The 16,418-nt window shown below is 70.4% G+C and carries 12 protein-coding genes; 4 read left to right on the plus strand and 8 right to left on the minus strand.

What is annotated here, in order from left to right:
- Positions 1 to 45: 45 nt before the first annotated feature.
- The 5 genes from glpK to G3I77_RS29300 form a co-directional block, all read right to left on the minus strand.
- Positions 46 to 1,566, minus strand: a complete 1,521-nt coding sequence (glpK, locus tag G3I77_RS29280) for a glycerol kinase GlpK (RefSeq protein WP_248508304.1) — start codon at positions 1,564 to 1,566, stop codon at positions 46 to 48.
- A 21-nt stretch (positions 1,567 to 1,587) separates the two neighbouring features.
- Positions 1,588 to 2,385: an MIP/aquaporin family protein gene (locus G3I77_RS29285; RefSeq protein WP_248508305.1), complete on the minus strand. Its 798-nt coding sequence runs from the start codon at positions 2,383 to 2,385 to the stop codon at positions 1,588 to 1,590.
- Positions 2,386 to 3,065: 680 nt separating this feature from the next.
- Positions 3,066 to 4,769, minus strand: coding sequence for a GGDEF domain-containing protein (locus G3I77_RS29290; RefSeq protein WP_248508306.1), 1,704 nt, complete (start codon positions 4,767 to 4,769; stop codon positions 3,066 to 3,068).
- A gap of 148 nt (positions 4,770 to 4,917) precedes the next feature.
- Entirely contained in the window at positions 4,918 to 6,108 is a 1,191-nt protein-coding gene (locus G3I77_RS29295; RefSeq protein ID WP_248508307.1) for a lipid-transfer protein, read from the minus strand.
- Entirely contained in the window at positions 6,105 to 6,530 is a 426-nt protein-coding gene (locus G3I77_RS29300) for a Zn-ribbon domain-containing OB-fold protein (protein WP_248508321.1), read from the minus strand. Before G3I77_RS29300 ends, G3I77_RS29295 begins: the two co-directional genes overlap by 4 nt.
- Positions 6,531 to 6,705: 175 nt before the next feature.
- Between G3I77_RS29300 and G3I77_RS29305 the strand changes: the two genes are divergently transcribed.
- Together G3I77_RS29305 and G3I77_RS29310 are read left to right on the plus strand one after the other, a co-directional pair.
- Complete coding sequence (locus G3I77_RS29305) at positions 6,706 to 7,515, plus strand: M15 family metallopeptidase (protein ID WP_248508308.1); 810 nt, start codon at positions 6,706 to 6,708, stop codon at positions 7,513 to 7,515.
- A gap of 47 nt (positions 7,516 to 7,562) precedes the next feature.
- Positions 7,563 to 8,099 (plus strand): NUDIX domain-containing protein, encoded by a 537-nt coding sequence (locus G3I77_RS29310; RefSeq protein WP_248508309.1) that lies wholly within the window; start codon positions 7,563 to 7,565, stop codon positions 8,097 to 8,099.
- Between the two features lie 2 nt (positions 8,100 to 8,101).
- Here G3I77_RS29310 and G3I77_RS29315 read toward each other — a convergent pair whose 3' ends face one another.
- Entirely contained in the window at positions 8,102 to 10,468 is a 2,367-nt protein-coding gene (locus G3I77_RS29315; protein WP_248508310.1) for a TIM-barrel domain-containing protein, read from the minus strand.
- Between the two features lie 211 nt (positions 10,469 to 10,679).
- Between G3I77_RS29315 and G3I77_RS29320 the strand changes: the two genes are divergently transcribed.
- Together G3I77_RS29320 and G3I77_RS29325 are read left to right on the plus strand one after the other, a co-directional pair.
- The gene (locus G3I77_RS29320; RefSeq protein ID WP_248508311.1) at positions 10,680 to 12,647 is read left to right on the plus strand and encodes an acetoacetate--CoA ligase; all 1,968 of its coding nucleotides are present in this window, start codon (positions 10,680 to 10,682) and stop codon (positions 12,645 to 12,647) included.
- Between the two features lie 172 nt (positions 12,648 to 12,819).
- Positions 12,820 to 13,710, plus strand: coding sequence for a hypothetical protein (locus G3I77_RS29325; RefSeq protein ID WP_248508312.1), 891 nt, complete (start codon positions 12,820 to 12,822; stop codon positions 13,708 to 13,710).
- Positions 13,711 to 13,778: 68 nt separating this feature from the next.
- On the opposite strand, the gene ptsP is transcribed toward G3I77_RS29325, so the two are convergent.
- Both ptsP and G3I77_RS29335 read right to left on the minus strand, forming a co-directional pair.
- Complete coding sequence (gene ptsP, locus G3I77_RS29330) at positions 13,779 to 15,449, minus strand: phosphoenolpyruvate--protein phosphotransferase (RefSeq protein ID WP_248508313.1); 1,671 nt, start codon at positions 15,447 to 15,449, stop codon at positions 13,779 to 13,781.
- A 78-nt stretch (positions 15,450 to 15,527) separates the two neighbouring features.
- The gene (locus tag G3I77_RS29335) at positions 15,528 to 15,977 is read right to left on the minus strand and encodes a PTS glucose transporter subunit IIA (RefSeq protein ID WP_248508314.1); all 450 of its coding nucleotides are present in this window, start codon (positions 15,975 to 15,977) and stop codon (positions 15,528 to 15,530) included.
- Positions 15,978 to 16,418: the final 441 nt, after the last annotated feature.

The following is a 16,418-nucleotide window of genomic DNA, read 5'->3' on the forward strand; positions in this document are numbered from 1 at the left end:
CGGGGTACGGGCCGCAGTCGGGAACGACGCTCCACGCGCGCGTGGTCAGCTGTCGCCGTCCTCCTCCCAGCCGAAGCTCTTCGTCACGGCCTTGCGCCAGTTGTGGTACTCGCGGTCTCGTACCGACGCCTCCATGTTCGGCGTCCACTCGACGTCCTTCTGCCAGTGCGCCTTGAGCTCGTCCAGGTCGTTCCACACACCGGTGGCCAGACCGGCCGCGTACGCGGCGCCCAGACAGGTCGTCTCGGAGACCTTGGGCCGCACCACCGGTACGTCGAGGACGTCCGACTGGTGCTGCATGAGCAGGTTGTTCTTCGTCATGCCGCCGTCGACCTTGAGGGTGGTGATGTGCACCCCGGAGTCCTGGTACATGGCGTCCACGACCTCGCGCGTCTGCCAGCTCGTCGCCTCCAGCACGGCGCGCGCGAGGTGCGCCTTCGTGACGTACCGGGTCAGGCCGGTGATGACACCGCGTGCGTCGGAGCGCCAGTACGGTGCGAACAGGCCCGAGAACGCCGGCACGATGTACGAGCCGCCGTTGTCCTCCACGCTCGCCGCCAGGGGCTCGATCTCGTCGGCGGTACGAATGATGCCGAGCTGGTCGCGGAACCACTGGACCAGCGCGCCCGTTATGGCTATCGCCCCCTCCAGGCAGTAGACCGGCGCCTCACTGCCGATCTTGTACCCCATCGTCGTCAGCAGGCCGCTCTTCGACGACACCGGGCGGTTGCCTGTGTTGAGCAGCAGGAAGCTTCCCGTGCCGTAGGTGTTCTTGGCCGTGCCCACGTCGTAGCAGGCCTGCCCGAACACGGCCGCCTGCTGGTCGCCCAGCGCGGAGGCCACGGGCACGCCGGCGAGCTGGCCGACGGCGGTGCCGTACACCTCGGCGGAGGAGCGGATCTCGGGCAGCATGGCCTCGGGGACGTTCATCGCCGAGAGGATCGAGGGGTCCCACTGGAGGGTCTCCAGGTTCATCAGCATGGTGCGTCCGGCGTTGGTCACGTCGGTGACGTGCTGCCCGCCGTCCGTACCGCCGGTGAGGTTCCAGATCAGCCAGGAGTCCATCGTGCCGAAGGCGATCTCGCCGCGTTCGGCACGCGCCCGGAGGTCGGGCACGTTGTCGAGCAGCCAGGCCGCCTTGGGCCCGGAGAAGTAGGTCGCAAGCGGCAGACCCGTCTGCTCACGGAAGCGGTCCTGCCCGTCCGAGCCGCCCAGCTGGTTGCACAGCGACGCCGTCCGCGTGTCCTGCCAGACGATGGCGTTGTGCACCGGCTTGCCCGTGGCGCGGTCCCACAGGAGGGTCGTCTCGCGCTGGTTGGTGATTCCCATCGCGCTCAGCTGGTCGGCTCTCAGACCGGCCTTGGCGATCGCTCCCGCCACCACCGCCTGCACCTTGGACCAGATCTCGGTGGCGTCGTGCTCCACCCACCCGGGCTTCGGGAAGATCTGGCGGTGCTCGCGCTGGTCCACGGCGACGATCGCGCCGTCCTGGTTGAAGACGATGCAGCGGCTCGATGTGGTGCCCTGGTCGATTGCGGCGACGTACTTCTCGGCGGATTTCGTCATGGCTACCCCTTGATCGCTTGGTCAGAAGGCTGCGTTGTAGATGAGCGCCCCGAGAATTCCGCCGACAGCGGGTCCTATCACCGGGACCCACGCGTACCCCCAGTCCGACGTGCCCTTGTTCGGGATCGGCAGGAACTGGTGCACGATGCGCGGACCGAGATCGCGTGCCGGGTTGATCGCGTAACCGGTGGGCCCACCGAGCGAGAGTCCGATGCCGACAACCAGAAGGGACACCAGCAGGATCGAAATGCCGGAGCCGTAGATTCCGGCCGCTTCTCCCGGGACCGGCCCGATGCCGACCCCTTGGACGACCCGGTCGTCACCCACCAGGGCGAGGATCGGCAGCACCAGAGCGATGGTCGCGAGGATCTCCGTCATCAGGTTGGCGACCGGGTTCCGGATCTCCGGGATGGTGGAGAAGATGCCCAGTGTCGGAACGGGCTCGTCCACGGTGCCTTCTGTGGTACCTGTCTTCCGTACGTTGGCCTGGAACTGGGCGAAGTAGAGCAGGTAGGCGAGGACTGCGCCGATCATCGCGCCCACGATCTGTCCCAGCAGGTAGATCCAGACTTTGTCCCATACGCCCGTGTCGACGGCCAGGCCCAGTGTGACCGCGGGGTTGATGTGGCCACCCGACAGCGGGGCGGCAGTGTAGGCGCCGGCCAGGACGCCGAAACCCCAGCCGAACGCGATGACGATCCAGCCCGAAGCCCGGGCCTTCGAGAATCTCAGCGTGACGGCGGCGCACACGCCGGCACCGAACAGGATCAGAATCGCCGTGCCGATCATCTCGCCGACGAAAATGTCTCCGTTAGTCATGGCGGCTCCTCAGCCCTGGCCCGGGGCGATCCGCCCCGGTCCTCACCTGCAGGGCGCGTTTCCCGTGGCTACTTCAGCCGAAGGCAGGGAGATCCCGCGCCCCGCCCGGCATCCGTGACGAGCGTGCCGTCGCAGCCGAATCGCCCGTGGAGGAATGGGCCTTGGCGCCGGCGCATCCACGCGCCGCAGTGCCGGAATACGCCGAGTATGTACGGCGATGTCGACTGACACCGGAAGTGTTCACCGGCACCCGAAGGGCGTCAAGGTCGCCGACCGCAACGGTTGACGGCCATCCGACGGCCACCGGGTTCGCGCCGGGCCGACGGGCCGGTTGCTCGGCCATGGCGGCGCCCGGTCGGGTCGTTGTTCAGATCTGTATGGACCCGCGCGGACCTCGGTGCACCGCGCGAGGCTTGGCTGATGATGTCCGGCCTCCGCCGGGCTCCCTACAGGGGCGAAGCCCAGCCGCACCTGACTCCTCGCTTGTCATTGTCCAGGATCCACCTGACCTGGCGGTTTCTCAACCGCAGGAGTTCCGCGGGGCTATGGCCGCCGCGGTGGGGCCCTGGCGGCCGGTCGCCGCCGACCGGATCCGCTGGCCGGAAACCGCCGATCACGGACCTGGCGCCCCGCCCGCGAACCCGGTCGGGTCGCCGCGGTTCACTCGTCTCCCACGCGCCTCAGACGCCCTGCGCCCCCCTCTCGACCGCCACGCCGCACCCCGCCGATGCCGAGGCCGACGACGGCGCGGACGGGGCCGCGGACGAAGGCATCGGCGTCGGTTGCGAGCCCCGACGGGTCTCATGGCCTGTCATGCCCGCCCGGCCCAGCACCCAACTCGCCCCGTGCAGCGCCTTCGCCGCCTTCTTCAACGGCGCCAAGCAGGCCGCGGCCTGCCGGTGGTCGGCCACACTGCGCGGCGCGCACAGCACCGTGGCGAGCGACAGCGTGACCGGCCGCCCACCCGCCGACCAGGGGGCGTCCAGCACAGAGGCGGCCAGCGGATCGAGACTCTCCGGATCGGTGAGCACGAGGAAGTCGTCCCCACCGATGTGTCCCACGCGCGCGCTGTCCGTCGCGGCCTGCTGCAGGGCCCGCCCGACCGCCCGGATCAGCTCGTCTCCCGCCGCGAATCCGGCCCCGTCGTTGACCTGCTTGAAGTGGTCGACATCCAGCCAGCTCAATGCGAACGTCCGCCCGGCCGCGATCCGCCGGTCCACCTCGCCGGTGATCGCGTCCGAGCCGGGCAGACGCGTCAGCGGATTGAGACCCGCCGCCTCCTCCACTCGCGTCTCGGCCAGTGCCCGCACGAGGTCCGCGAGCCGCACGACCCCGACGCACCGCCCGTACTCGTCCACCACGGCCACGTCGTCCGAGGTACGGTCCCGCCCGCCGATCGCCACCACGTCCAGCACCTCCCAGGCGGTGGCGTCCACGCCCACCGTCCGCGGCGGGTCACCGAGCTTGGCCGCGGGCCGGTCGGCGTACAGGGCATGCCCGTAGCGCCCCGACATCGACAGCAGGAAACGGGAGCGGTGCACCGACCGGACCGGCACGCCCGTGGTGTCCACCAGCAGCACCCCGGACACGTCCGGCGAACCGGTCAACAGGGCTCGCACCTGCCCTGCGGACGCAGTGGCGGGCAGCAGAGCGGCGGGCCGGACGAACTCCCGCACCGACGGCCCGGACCTCGGTGCCGCCACCTCGACGGGGGAGCGGGGCGGGACATAGACGTCCGCGGCGGGCAGGCGCGCCGGCGGGGCGAACAGCTCGCCCTGCGCCAGCTGTGCCCCGGCCGCGAGAGCCGCCGCGCACTGACCTTCCGTCTCCACGCCCTCCACGGCCAGCAGAGCCCCCAGCTCGTCGCACAGCGTCCGCATCGACCGCACCACGGCCGGTCGCGCCAGCAGCGACGCGTCCAGCTTCACCAGGCCGGGCGAGAGGTCCGAGAGCAGCCGCAAGGGCACATCCCCGTCCCCGACACCGTCCGCGCAGATCCGGAAGCCCTGCCCGCGCAGCGCGGCCACCGCCTCCAGCAGAGCCTGCTGCGGCACGTGCGTGTACGGCGGGCAGAGGTCGACCGTCACCTCCCAGGGAAGCCGCCCCGCCTCGCGCACGGCGTCGTGCAGTGACGGGAGCCCGCCGAGGTCCGCGAGGGTCCCGGCGAACACGTTGACGAACAGCGGGAGCAAGGTCTCCCTGCGCACGGCCGCGCGGACCGCCGACACCGCCAGCCGGCAGTCGAGCTCGGGGTTCCGGCGGGCCTCGGCCAGGATGTCGCCGGTCTCCGGGCGGGCGAGTATCTCCAGCCCCGCGACCGCGCCGGTCGTCAGATTGACCACCGGTTGGAAGGCGAAGCGGAGAGTGTCCGTCCAGGAGTGCACGGGAGCATGATTGACGCCACCTGCGCACGCCCAAGCCCAGTTCATGAGACGTTCACGCAGGATTCCGGCGCGGTCACACAGCGTATGACCCGGGGCCCGATGCGGCGGTACGGCCAGCCGCAGTGGCGCCGGTCAGGGGCACTGTGGCTCACCGCACCGCGATCACCGCCGACCCGTGCCCGAACAGCCCCTGGTTCGCTGTGATGCCGACACACGCTCCCGTGACCTGCCGGTCACCCGCCTCGCCCCTCAACTGCCAGGTCAGCTCGCACACCTGGGCGATCGCCTGCGCCGGGACAGCCTCGCCGAAGGAGGCCAGGCCACCGCTGACGTTCACCGGTATACGGCCCCCCAGGGCCGTCGCCCCGTCTCTCAGCAGCTTCGCGCCCTCGCCCTCAGCACACAGCGTCAAGTCCTCGTACCACTGCAACTCGAGGGCGGTGGACAGGTCGTAGACCTCGGCCAGCGACAGGTCCTCCGGCCCGATGGCCGCCTCCTCGTAGGCCGTGCGGGCGATCGATCTCCGGAACGTCTCCTCCAGCGGATCCACTGCCATCGCGGAGTCCGTGGCGATGTCCGGCAGGTCCAGCACGGTGTTCGGGTAACGCGGTGTCACGGTCGACACGGCCCGGATCCGCACCGGTTCTGCATGCCCATGTCTGCGGGCGAACTCCATGCTCGAAAGCACCACCGCCGCGCCCCCGTCGGACGTCGCGCAGATGTCGAGCAGCCGCAGCGGGTCGGCGACGACGGCGGAGGCGGCGACCTCCTCGGCGGTGACCCGGCTGCGGTAGCGCGCGTGGGGGTTCAGCGCTCCCATCGCCGAGTTCTTCACCTTCACCAGGGCGAAGTCGTCCGCTGTGTCGCCGTGCAGAGCCATGCGTCTGCGGGCGTACAGCCCGAAGTACACGGGGTTGGTCGCCCCGAGAATCCGGAACCGCAGCCAGTCGGGATCGTCCGGCCGGTCCCCGCCCGCGGGGCGGAAGAATCCCTTGGGAGCGGCATCGGCCCCCACGACGAGCACTACATCGGCGAGCCCGGCGAGGATCTGGGCCCGCGCGGCGTCGATGGCCTGCGCCCCGGACGCGCACGCCGCGTACACGCTGGTGACCCGGGCCCCCTGCCAACCCAGTGCTTTGGCGAACGTCGCGCCGGCCACATACCCGGGATATCCGCCCCGCACCGTGTCCGCGCCGATGATCGCGCCGATGTCCCGCCACTCCAGCCCGGCATCGGTGAGGGCCGCGCGGGCCGCCGCGACGCCGTACGCCGCGAAGTTGCGCCCCCACTTGCCCCACGGGTGCATGCCCGCGCCGAGCACCGCCACCTCTTCCGTCATGCCGTCACCCCCGTCGGCCGCCAGTGCCATGTCGTCCAGGTCGTCTCCGCGTCCTCATGGAGCACGCCGGGTACGACCTCCACCTCCAGGCCCACCGCCAGGGCGGCGACGGTGATCCCGGGAGCCGCCTGTCCCAGCACCACGATCCGCTCGGCCTCCAGCTCCACAGCGATGAACGCGCACGGCTCCCACGAAAGTTCCGGATCGGTCACGTAGGGTGATGGAGGTCGATACCGACTGTCCGTGAACGACCAGATGCGCCCCCGCCGCGACAGCGAGATCTCCGCCAACTCGCCGCCCCCGCACGCGGGGTTGCGGCAGTGATGGTCCTCGCGGGGGAAGAAGACCGAGGCGCACGCCGAACAGCGTGTGCCGAGCAGGCGGAAATCGTCCCCGGCCCCGGCGAACCACCCCGTCACCACAGGTGTTCGTGCACGCGCCACAGCACCCTCCCCGCAGACCGAACCTGACGGAACGTCAGAAGTGTGACACGGCCGCTCTGGGATCGGCAGCCCACGAGCCCGGAACCGACCGGCAGTTGCCGCTCCGGATGCGGCCCCTTTCCATGGCGCCGCCACTCCTGATAGACGCAGGGGCATGACACGACTCACCACCGTGGCACGTGCCCTGATCACCACGTTCGCCGCGCTGCTGGCCTCGACCGCCCCCACCGCGACCGCCCAGGCGAGCGCCGATCCCACGGCGCCGAAGGACTTCGTGGCGCTGAGAAGCGTGGACCCGACGATCATCCAGGAGATGCGCTACGTCACCGCGCACAACTTCGTGAGTGAACGCATCGACGGCTACAAGCAGCCCCTCTGCATCCTCACCCGCCCCGCCGCCGAAGCCCTCCACAAGGCCCAGCGGAAGCTCCTGCGCCAGGGCTACACGCTCAAGGTGTACGACTGCTATCGGCCGCAGCGCGCGGTGGACCACTTCGTCCGCTGGGCCGAGGACCTCGACGACGAGGCGATGAAGGGCGAGTTCTACCCGAACGTCGACAAGACCCGGCTGTTCGCCGACGGGTACATCGCGGCGAAATCCGGCCACAGCCGGGGCTCGACCCTGGACGTCACGCTCGTCAGGCTCCCGGCGAAGCCGACCCGGCCCTACCACCCCGGGGAGCCCTTGGTGCCCTGCTTCGCACCCAAGGGCGAACGGTTCCCCGACAACTCGATCGACATGGGGACCGGCTTCGACTGCTTCGACACCCTCTCGCACACGCTCGACCCCCGCATCCAAGGCCGACAGCGTGCCAACCGGCTGCTGCTCAAGAGCACCCTGGAAGGCCTCGGCTTCGTGAACCTGCCAGAAGAGTGGTGGCACTACACCTTCAAGCCCGAAACCCATCCGGACACGTACTTCGACTTCCCCGTGTCCAGGAAGTCGCTCACCAGCGCTCACTGAGCAGCCTGCCCGAGGCGCCCTCTCCGCGATCGGCTACAGTCCGCCGCGTGTCCGAAACTACGCACTCCGCTTCCAACTCCGTGCCGAACTCCCACTGTTCGAGCTGCGGCGCGCCCTACGGAGAGGGCGTCACCGGCTGGCCCCGCACCTGCCCGGTGTGCGGGGCCGTGGCCTACCGCAATCCACTCCCGGTCGCGGTGGCCCTCCAGCCCGTGTACGACACCAAGGGCACCGCCCTGGTCGTCATCACCCGAACCATCGCCCCCGCGCGCGGGGGCATCGCCCTGCCCGGCGGCTACATCGACGACCGGGAGGACTGGCGGCAGGCCGTCATACGCGAACTCCGGGAGGAAACCGGCATCGACGCCGCCGGCCGTGACGTACGGCTCGTCGACGCGATGAGCTCACCCGACGGACACCTGCTGCTGTTCGGTCTGCTCCCGGAGCGCCCCGCCGAGGGCCTGCCGTCCTCCGCCGCCACGGACGAGACGGAGGGCTGGCACCTCCTGCGCAGGCCCGAGGAACTCGCCTTTCCTCTGCACACCCTCGCCGTCCGGGCCTGGTTCGAGGGCCGGTACATCTGAGTTCAGCCCTCTCCGGCACCGCGGACGCGCACCGGGTGGGGCGGCGTGCCCCCGCCGTCCTCACCCTCCCGTTCGACGACCACCCGCGAGCCCATCCACCGAGCGGTGTAGCGCTCGATCTCCGGTTCGTCCCACCCCTCGCCCCCGTCCGGCACGACCAGCCCACCCCCGGTCCGTCCCCGGACGGGCGCCCACACCTCCAGCTCCAGCCCGCCGTCCTCCCCACGTACCGGAAGCACGGCACCCGCGCGTGCCAGCACCGGTATCCGCGACAGGGGCGCGTCGACCAGCACCTGCCCCGGCCCCTCGTACACCTGCCCGGTCGCGGTCTCGTACCAGCGTCCCCGCGGCAACTGCACGGCACGCCGGTCGACGCCCGGGTCCAGCACCGGAGCCACCAACAGGCTGTCACCCAGCAAAAAGGCGTCCTCGCAGTCACGCAGCGCCCGCTCCTCCGGCGCCGCCCACCACAGAGGCCGCACATAGGGCGCTCCGGTACGCCGGGCCAGATGCGCCAGCGTCGTGAAGTACGGCAGCAGCCGCCGGCGTTCGACGAGCGCCACGCGCGCGTGCTCCAGCACCTCGCCGCCGAACTCCCACGGCTCCCTGCGCCCCGCCCGCAGACTCGCGTGCGTACGGAACAGCGGCAGATAAGCGCCCAGCTGGAACCACCGCAGATACAGCTCGGGAGACGGATCCCCGTCGAAGCCCCCGATGTCCGGCCCCGAGTACGGGACGCCGCACAGCCCGAGCCCCATCACCAACGCCAAAGAGGCCCGCAGCCCCGGCCAGCCGGTGGCCACGTCCCCCGACCACGTCCCCCCGTAGCGCTGCATGCCGGCCCACCCGGAGCGGGAGAACAGGAACGGCCGTTCCCCGGGCGCGAGTTTCCGCAGCCCTTCGAAGCCTGCCCGGGCCATGCACAGGGCGTAGACGTTGTGCGCCTCACGATGGTCACCGCCCCGCCCCTCCAGGGAGTGCCGGGCCGAAAGCGGCAGCGTCGATTCCCCGAAGGCGGTGAACGACGTGGGCTCGTTCATGTCGTGCCAGAAACCCGAGAATCCCTGGGCGAGCCGCTCCTCGTAGAGACCGCCCCACCACTCACGCACGCGCGCGTGAGTGAAATCGGGAAACACCGCCTCCCCGGGCCACACGACACCCTCCACCACCTCCCCCGACGCGTTCCGCACGAACGCGTCCTCGGCCGCCCCGCCGTCGTACACCGCCCGGCCGGGCAGGGCCTTCACGGCCGGGTCGACGATCGACACCAGCCTGATGCCGTCCCGGCGGAGCTCCTCGGCCAGAACAGGCAGCTTGGGGAAGCGCTCCTGGTCGACGGTGAACACCTGATGTGCGTCGAGGTGGTCGATGTCCAGGTGTACGGCGTCCAGCGGCAGACCCCGGTCCAGGTAGCCCGCGACGATCCGCCGCACCTCCTGCTCGCTGCCGAACCCCCATCGCGCGTGATGGTGCCCGAGCGCCCACGCGGGTGGCAGCGCGGGCGCCCCGGTGAGCGACGCCCAGGCGAGCAGCACGCGCGCGGGGGTCCCCACCATCACCCAGCAGCGCAGCGGACCGCCGTTCATCCGCAGCTCGCTCGTCCCCGCGCGGTCGTGCCCGGAACCCGCACCCTCCTCGCCCTCCCGCAGCGTCACCGTGCCGTCCCACGAGCTGTCGTGGAACGCCAGATGCGTACCGCCGTCGGACACCACCAACTGCACCGGCATGGTGACGTACAGCGGGTCGTCCCCGGGCGCGAAGGCGCGGCCGGGATCGGTGTTCCACAGCCGGTACCTCCCGTCCGGCAGCCGAGGACCCGAGGCACGCCCCCCGAGCCCGAAGAACCGGGCGTCGGCGCCCACCTCCGACCGCTGCATCCACCGCGCGGGGCCGCCGCCCACCGGCTCCCACCAGCGCGGCGGCAGATCACGTCGCAGAGTCACACCGCCCGGAGTACGCACCTCCACCGCGCCGTGCCGCGAGACCCCCACCGTCACCCGCTCGGCCACGACACGCCAGCCACCGTCCTTGTCCGGCTCCAGGACCGCCCTGGGATCCGGCTCCGGGCAACGGCCGACCAGGGCGTACGACGGCTCGGGCTCCGCACCGTCCCAGCCCCAGAACACGGCCCCGTTCACGGCGACCAGAATCCGCAGCTCCGACCGGCTGAACCGGACGACACCGCCCCCCGGCCCCGGCTCCGCGCCTGCCACGGGCCCGGGCACCCGCGCACGCTCCGCCCCCCGGGCCGGCAGCCCGGTGGCGTCGGCCCGGCGCCTGCGCCACGCTGCTCGTACGGTACGCACACCCTGCGCTGCCCCCACCGAAGCCACCGCTTTCACCGAACGCACCAGGTCACGACCGTTCATGCTGCTCACCCTGCCACTGACCGCTCCGCGCACGGGTGTCGTTCAACTGCCGTTCACCCGTGCCAGGACCACATCTTCACGACACGGACTATGTGGGGCGCACCCTGGTGCCGAAGTCGATCACATGGCATTGTCCGTGCCAGCCGCTCACGCGCACACCCCAGCCCGTGCGCGGAGGACGCACACGACGCGCACAGTCCGGGAGCCGACCATGTCGACCGACAGTTCTCAGCCGCTCTGGCAGCCCGATCCCGAGCGCATTGCCCGGGCAAGGATCACCAGGTTCCAGGCCTGGGCCGCCGAACATCACGGCGCTCCCGCCGACGGGGGCTACGCGGCCCTGCAACGTTGGTCCGTCGACGACCTGGACACCTTCTGGAAAGCCGTCACGGAGTGGTTCGACGTCCGCTTCTCGCACCCCTACGCGCGCGTGCTCGGCGACCGCTCGATGCCCGGCGCCCAGTGGTTCCCCGGAGCAACCGTCAACTACGCCGAACACGCCCTGCGCGCGGCCGGCACCCGTGCCGACGAACCGGCCCTCCTGTACGTCGACGAGACACACGAACCGCTCCCCGTCACCTGGGCCGAGCTGCGCCGCCAGGTCGGCTCCCTGGCCGCCGAACTGCGCGCCCTCGACGTACGCCCCGGCGACCGCGTCAGCGGCTACCTCCCGAACGTCCCGCAGGCGGTCGTCGCCCTCCTGGCCACAGCCGCCGTCGGCGCGGTCTGGACATCCTGCGCGCCCGACTTCGGCGCCCGCAGCGTCCTCGACCGTTTCCAGCAGGTCGAACCCGTGGTGCTCTTCACGGTCGACGGCTACCGCTACGGCGGCAAGGAGCACGACCGACGCGAGGTCGTCACCGAACTGCGCCGCGAACTGCCCACCCTGCGCGCCGTGATCCACATCCCGCTCCTCGGCACCGAGGCACCCGAGGGCGCCCTTGACTGGTCGGCCCTCACCTCGGCCGACACGGACCCCGTCTTCGAACAGGTGCCCTTCGACCACCCCCTGTGGGTGCTCTACTCCTCCGGCACGACCGGCCTGCCCAAGGCCATCGTCCAGTCGCAGGGCGGCATCCTCGTCGAGCACCTCAAGCAACTCGGCCTGCACTGCGACCTGGGTCCCGAGGACCGCTTCTTCTGGTACACCTCGACCGGCTGGATGATGTGGAACTTTCTCATCTCCGGCCTGCTCACCGGCACCACGATCGTCCTCTACGACGGCAGCCCGGGCTACCCCGACACAGGCGCCCAGTGGCGGATCGCCGAACGCACGAAGGCCACCCTCTACGGCACCTCCGCCGCCTACGTCATGGCCTGCCGCAAGGCCGGCGTGCACCCGTCCCGCGACTTCGACCTCTCGTCCGTCCAGTGCGTCGCGACCACCGGCTCACCCTTGCCGCCCGACGGCTTCCGCTGGCTCCACGACGAGGTCCGCGACGACCTGTGGATCGCCTCCGTCAGCGGCGGCACCGACGTGTGCTCCTGCTTCGCCGGAGCCGTACCGACCCTCCCGGTCCACGTCGGCGAGCTCCAGGCCCCGTGCCTCGGCACCGACCTGCAGTCCTGGGATCCCAGCGGCAGCCCCCTCGTCGACGAGGTCGGCGAACTCGTCGTCACCAACCCCATGCCGTCGATGCCCATCCACTTCTGGAACGACCCCGACGGCAGCCGCTACCACGACAGCTACTTCGACACCTACCCCGGCGTATGGCGGCACGGCGACTGGATCACCCTCACCTCCCGCGGATCCGTCGTCATCCACGGCCGTTCCGACTCCACGCTCAACCGCCAGGGCGTCCGCATGGGATCCGCCGACATCTACGAAGCCGTCGAGCGGCTCCCCGAAATCAGGGAGTCCCTCGTCATCGGCATCGAGCAGCCCGACGGCGGCTACTGGATGCCCCTCTTCGTACACCTGGCCCCCGGAGCCGTCCTCGACGAGGCCCTGCTGAACCGGATCAAGCAGACGATCCGCGAGCAACTGTCACCGCGCCACGTCCCCGACGAGATCATCGAAGTACCCGGCGTCCCGCACACCCTCACCGGCAAGCGCATCGAGGTCCCCGTCAAGCGCCTCCTCCAAGGCACCCCGCTGGAGAAGGCGGTCAACCCGGGCTCCATCGACAACCTCGACCTGCTGAACTTCTACGAGGACCTGGCCCGCAAACGCGCCTGACCCCCACCACACAACTCCCCGTCACCATGGCTCAGGCGCAGGTCGCACCGGATACCCGCCGTGACCTGCGCCTTCCGCCATCGGCCGAGCGCGCGATCACCGAGCCAAGCCCATTGTCAGTGTCGCCGGTTACTGTGAGTGAGCATTGATCGACCGCGTACAGGGGGAAACAATGGCGCACACCGACAACCGGACCATGCGACGCGTCCTGCACCGCGAGATCGCCGGCACCATCGGCCTGCTGACCGACGAGCACGACTTCCGGGCCATGCGGCGCTACCGCAGCTTCACCTTCGACGACCACGCCACCTACCTGAAACAGGTGGAGACACTCCTCAGGACCCGGGCCCTGCAGGGCAGCCACACCACAGTGGCCCTCTTCGACCCCGAGGAATACGCCGAGTTCTGCACACAGAAGGGCCTGGACCCCGACAAGCCGTCGAGCCGCACCCGCTTCACCGCGCAGATCGCGGTGACGGGTCCGACCCTTCCCTATGACGGCCGACCGCTGGCCGACCTGCTCCCCGCCCTCGTCGACGAGGCCGTTCGGCAGGCCACCTGGGAGTACGCGACCACCCTCCTCGCCCGCCTGGGCGCCTGCACCTCCTGCGGCGAGGACATCGGACGCGCCGCTTTCGCCCGAGCCACGGACCTCCTCGTCCGCATCCTCGACACGGCCCCGCCCGGCAACCGCCACCTCGTCTGCAGCGTCACCGGACCGCCCGAAACCCTCATCGCCGCCCTCCACATCACCGACGACGGGGCCGCCCTGGAACTGGACGAGACCGAAGCCCTCGAGTTCACCACGGTCCTGGCCCTCGGCCTGGCCACCGAGAGCCCTGGAGGACTCGTCATCCGCGCCAGCGCCCCAGACACACCCGACCGCGTCTACGGCTGGCGCATGCGCGCATACGGACTCGAACCCCTCACCGCCGGAGAGGTCTTCGACGCCTACTGCACCGATGTCGAATCCGGAGACCTGATCTCCCCGGAGTCCAACGTCGACTACTGCGCGCCGCCCGACCTGAGGGAGGAGAAACCCGCCCAGGGGCACCAGCACTGAAATGCCGGAGGGGCGCCCCACCTCAGTGGGGCGCCCCTCGCGGGAAACCGTCGGCGGCCAGGCCCGGCCTACTCGCCCGACAACACCGCCTGCGCCGCGCTGCGCGCGTCCTCGGCACTGTCCGTCGCCCGCGCCGCCGCAGCGGCCCGCTCGCACTGGGCCAGCGTGTACTTCGCCAGCGTCGCCCGGACATAGGGAATCGACGCGGCACCCATCGAAAGAGAGGTGACGCCCAGACCGGTCAGCACGCACGCGAGCAGCGGGTCGGACGCGGCCTCACCACAGACACCACAGCTCTTGCCCTCGGCCTTCGCCGCCTCGGCGGACAGCTCCACCAGGTCGAGCAGGGCGGGCTGCCACGGGTCCTGCAGACGGGACACCGCACCCACCTGACGGTCGGCGGCGAAGGTGTACTGGGCGAGGTCGTTCGTCCCCAGAGACAGGAACTCGACCTCCTGCAGGATCGAGCGAGCCCGCAGAGCGGCCGACGGGATCTCGACCATCGCGCCGAACTTCGCCCGCAGCCCAGCCTCACGGCAGGCGTCCGCGAAGGCCCGGGCATCGGTACGGTCCGCAACCATCGGGGCCATGACCTCGAGGTAGACCGGCAGCCCCTCCGCGGCCTTCGCGAGCGCCGTCAGCTGGGTGCGCAGGACCTCCGGGTGGTCGAGCAGCGTCCGCAGACCCCGCACGCCGAGCGCCGGGTTCGGCTCGTCGGACGGCGTGAGGAAGTCGAGCGGCTTGTCCGCACCCGCGTCCAGCACCCGCACCACGACACGCCCCTCCGGGAACGCCTCGAGAACCTGCCGGTACGCGGCGACCTGCTTCTCCTCGGACGGCGCCTGCTTGCTGTCGTCCAGGAAGAGGAACTCGGTACGGAAGAGACCGACCCCCTCGGCCCCGGCTTCGACAGCGGCCGCCACATCAGCGGGGCCACCGATGTTCGCCAGCAGCGGCACCTTGTGACCGTCCGCGGTGGCACCGGGCCCGGTCGAAGCCGCCAACGCAGCCTTCCGCTCGGCGGCCGCGGCCTCGAGCTGAGCCTTCTTCTCGTCGCTCGGATCCACGAAGATCTCTCCCGTGCTGCCGTCGACGGCGATCATCGCGCCCTCGGCGAGCTCACCGGCACCCGGCAGCGCCACCACGGCCGGCACACCGAGCGCCCGGGCCAGAATCGCGCTGTGGCTGGTCGGACCGCCCTCCTCGGTGACGAAGCCGAGCACCAGAGTCGGGTCCAGCAGCGCGGTGTCGGCCGGCGCGAGGTCCCGGGCGACCAGGACATAGGGCTCGTCACTGTCGGGGACGCCCGGCATGGGCACCCCCAGCAGACGGGCGACAATACGATTCCGCACGTCGTCGAGGTCGGCCACGCGACCGGCGAGGTACTCACCGGCCCCCGCCAGCAGCTCGCGGTATGAGGCGAACGCGTCGTACACCCCGCGCTCCGCCGTGCTGCCGACGGCGATCCGCCGCTCCACATCGGCCATCAGCTCGGGATCCTGGGCCATCATGGCCTGCGCCTCGAGCACCGCCTGGGCTTCGCCGCCGGCCAGGTTGCCGCGCGCCATCAGGTCCGCCGCCACCGCCTCCACGGCCTTGCGGGCTCGCCCCTGTTCACGCCCCGCCTCTTCCGCCGGGATCTGTTTCGCGGGCGGCTCGAGCACCGCCGTTCCCATGTGTCGAACCTCGCCGATGGCCACACCGTGGCTCACGCCGACGCCTCGCAGCGTTGTCTCCATCTCACCCGTCTCCGATAGAGCGGCGGGTCCCACCGCCGCGTTGGTTGTCGTACTCGCCGTCATACGACGGCGCTGACGTCACTTCCAGAGGAAGAGACTGTCGCCGGCCTTCACTTCGCCGTCGATGCGAAGATCGGAGAGAGCTTCGGCCGTGGCCTCCAGAGCCACGACCGGGCAGACCGCGGACTTGCCGGCGGCCTCGACGGCGGCCGGGTTCCAGCGCACGACACCCTGGCCGCGCGTGACGGTGTCGCCCTTGTTCACGAGCAGCTCGAAACCCTCGCCGTTGAGCTGCACGGTGTCGATGCCGAGGTGGGTGAGCACGCCGTGGCCGCTCTCGTCGACCACGACGAACGCGTGCGGGTGCAGGGAGACGATGACGCCGTCCACGGGCGAGACGGCCTCGGAAGGCTCACGTACGGGGTCGATCGCTGTGCCCGGGCCGACCATGGCCCCGGAGAAGACGGGATCCGGCACGGCTGCCAGTCCGATGGCGCGTCCTGCGAGCGGGGACGTCACGGTGGTCATGGGAAGCCTCCCAGGGGTGGAGATCGATATGGCCGTCCCTGTAGGTACCGGGCGGCAACTGTTCAGCAGCGTATGTCACCTGAAGTGCCGGTTCCGCTGAGCACTCCGAAGTGGTCTAGACCATACCCCAAATCGATTTGCACCCGCTCCGCGGCCGCGTGTACAGTCGTACTCCTGCTTGGGGTTGAGCGACGCGAGCTTGCGTCTCGACCGGGCAGCAACCAACTTGTCAGATCCTATCTCCGGGTCGCCTTCTGCATGCCTGCAGGACGGTGGTCAGGGGGCCGGAAAATCACTGATAGAGTTTGGAACAGCGAAGGGAAGCGCCCGGAGGAAAGCCCGAGAGGGTGAGTACAAAGGAAGCGACCGTTCCTTGAGAACTCAACAGCGTGCCAAAAGTCAACGCCAGATATGTTGATACCCCGTCTCCAGCATTTGCTG

The organism is Streptomyces sp. D2-8 (genome assembly GCF_023184515.1).
GTDB lineage: Bacteria > Actinomycetota > Actinomycetes > Streptomycetales > Streptomycetaceae > Streptomyces.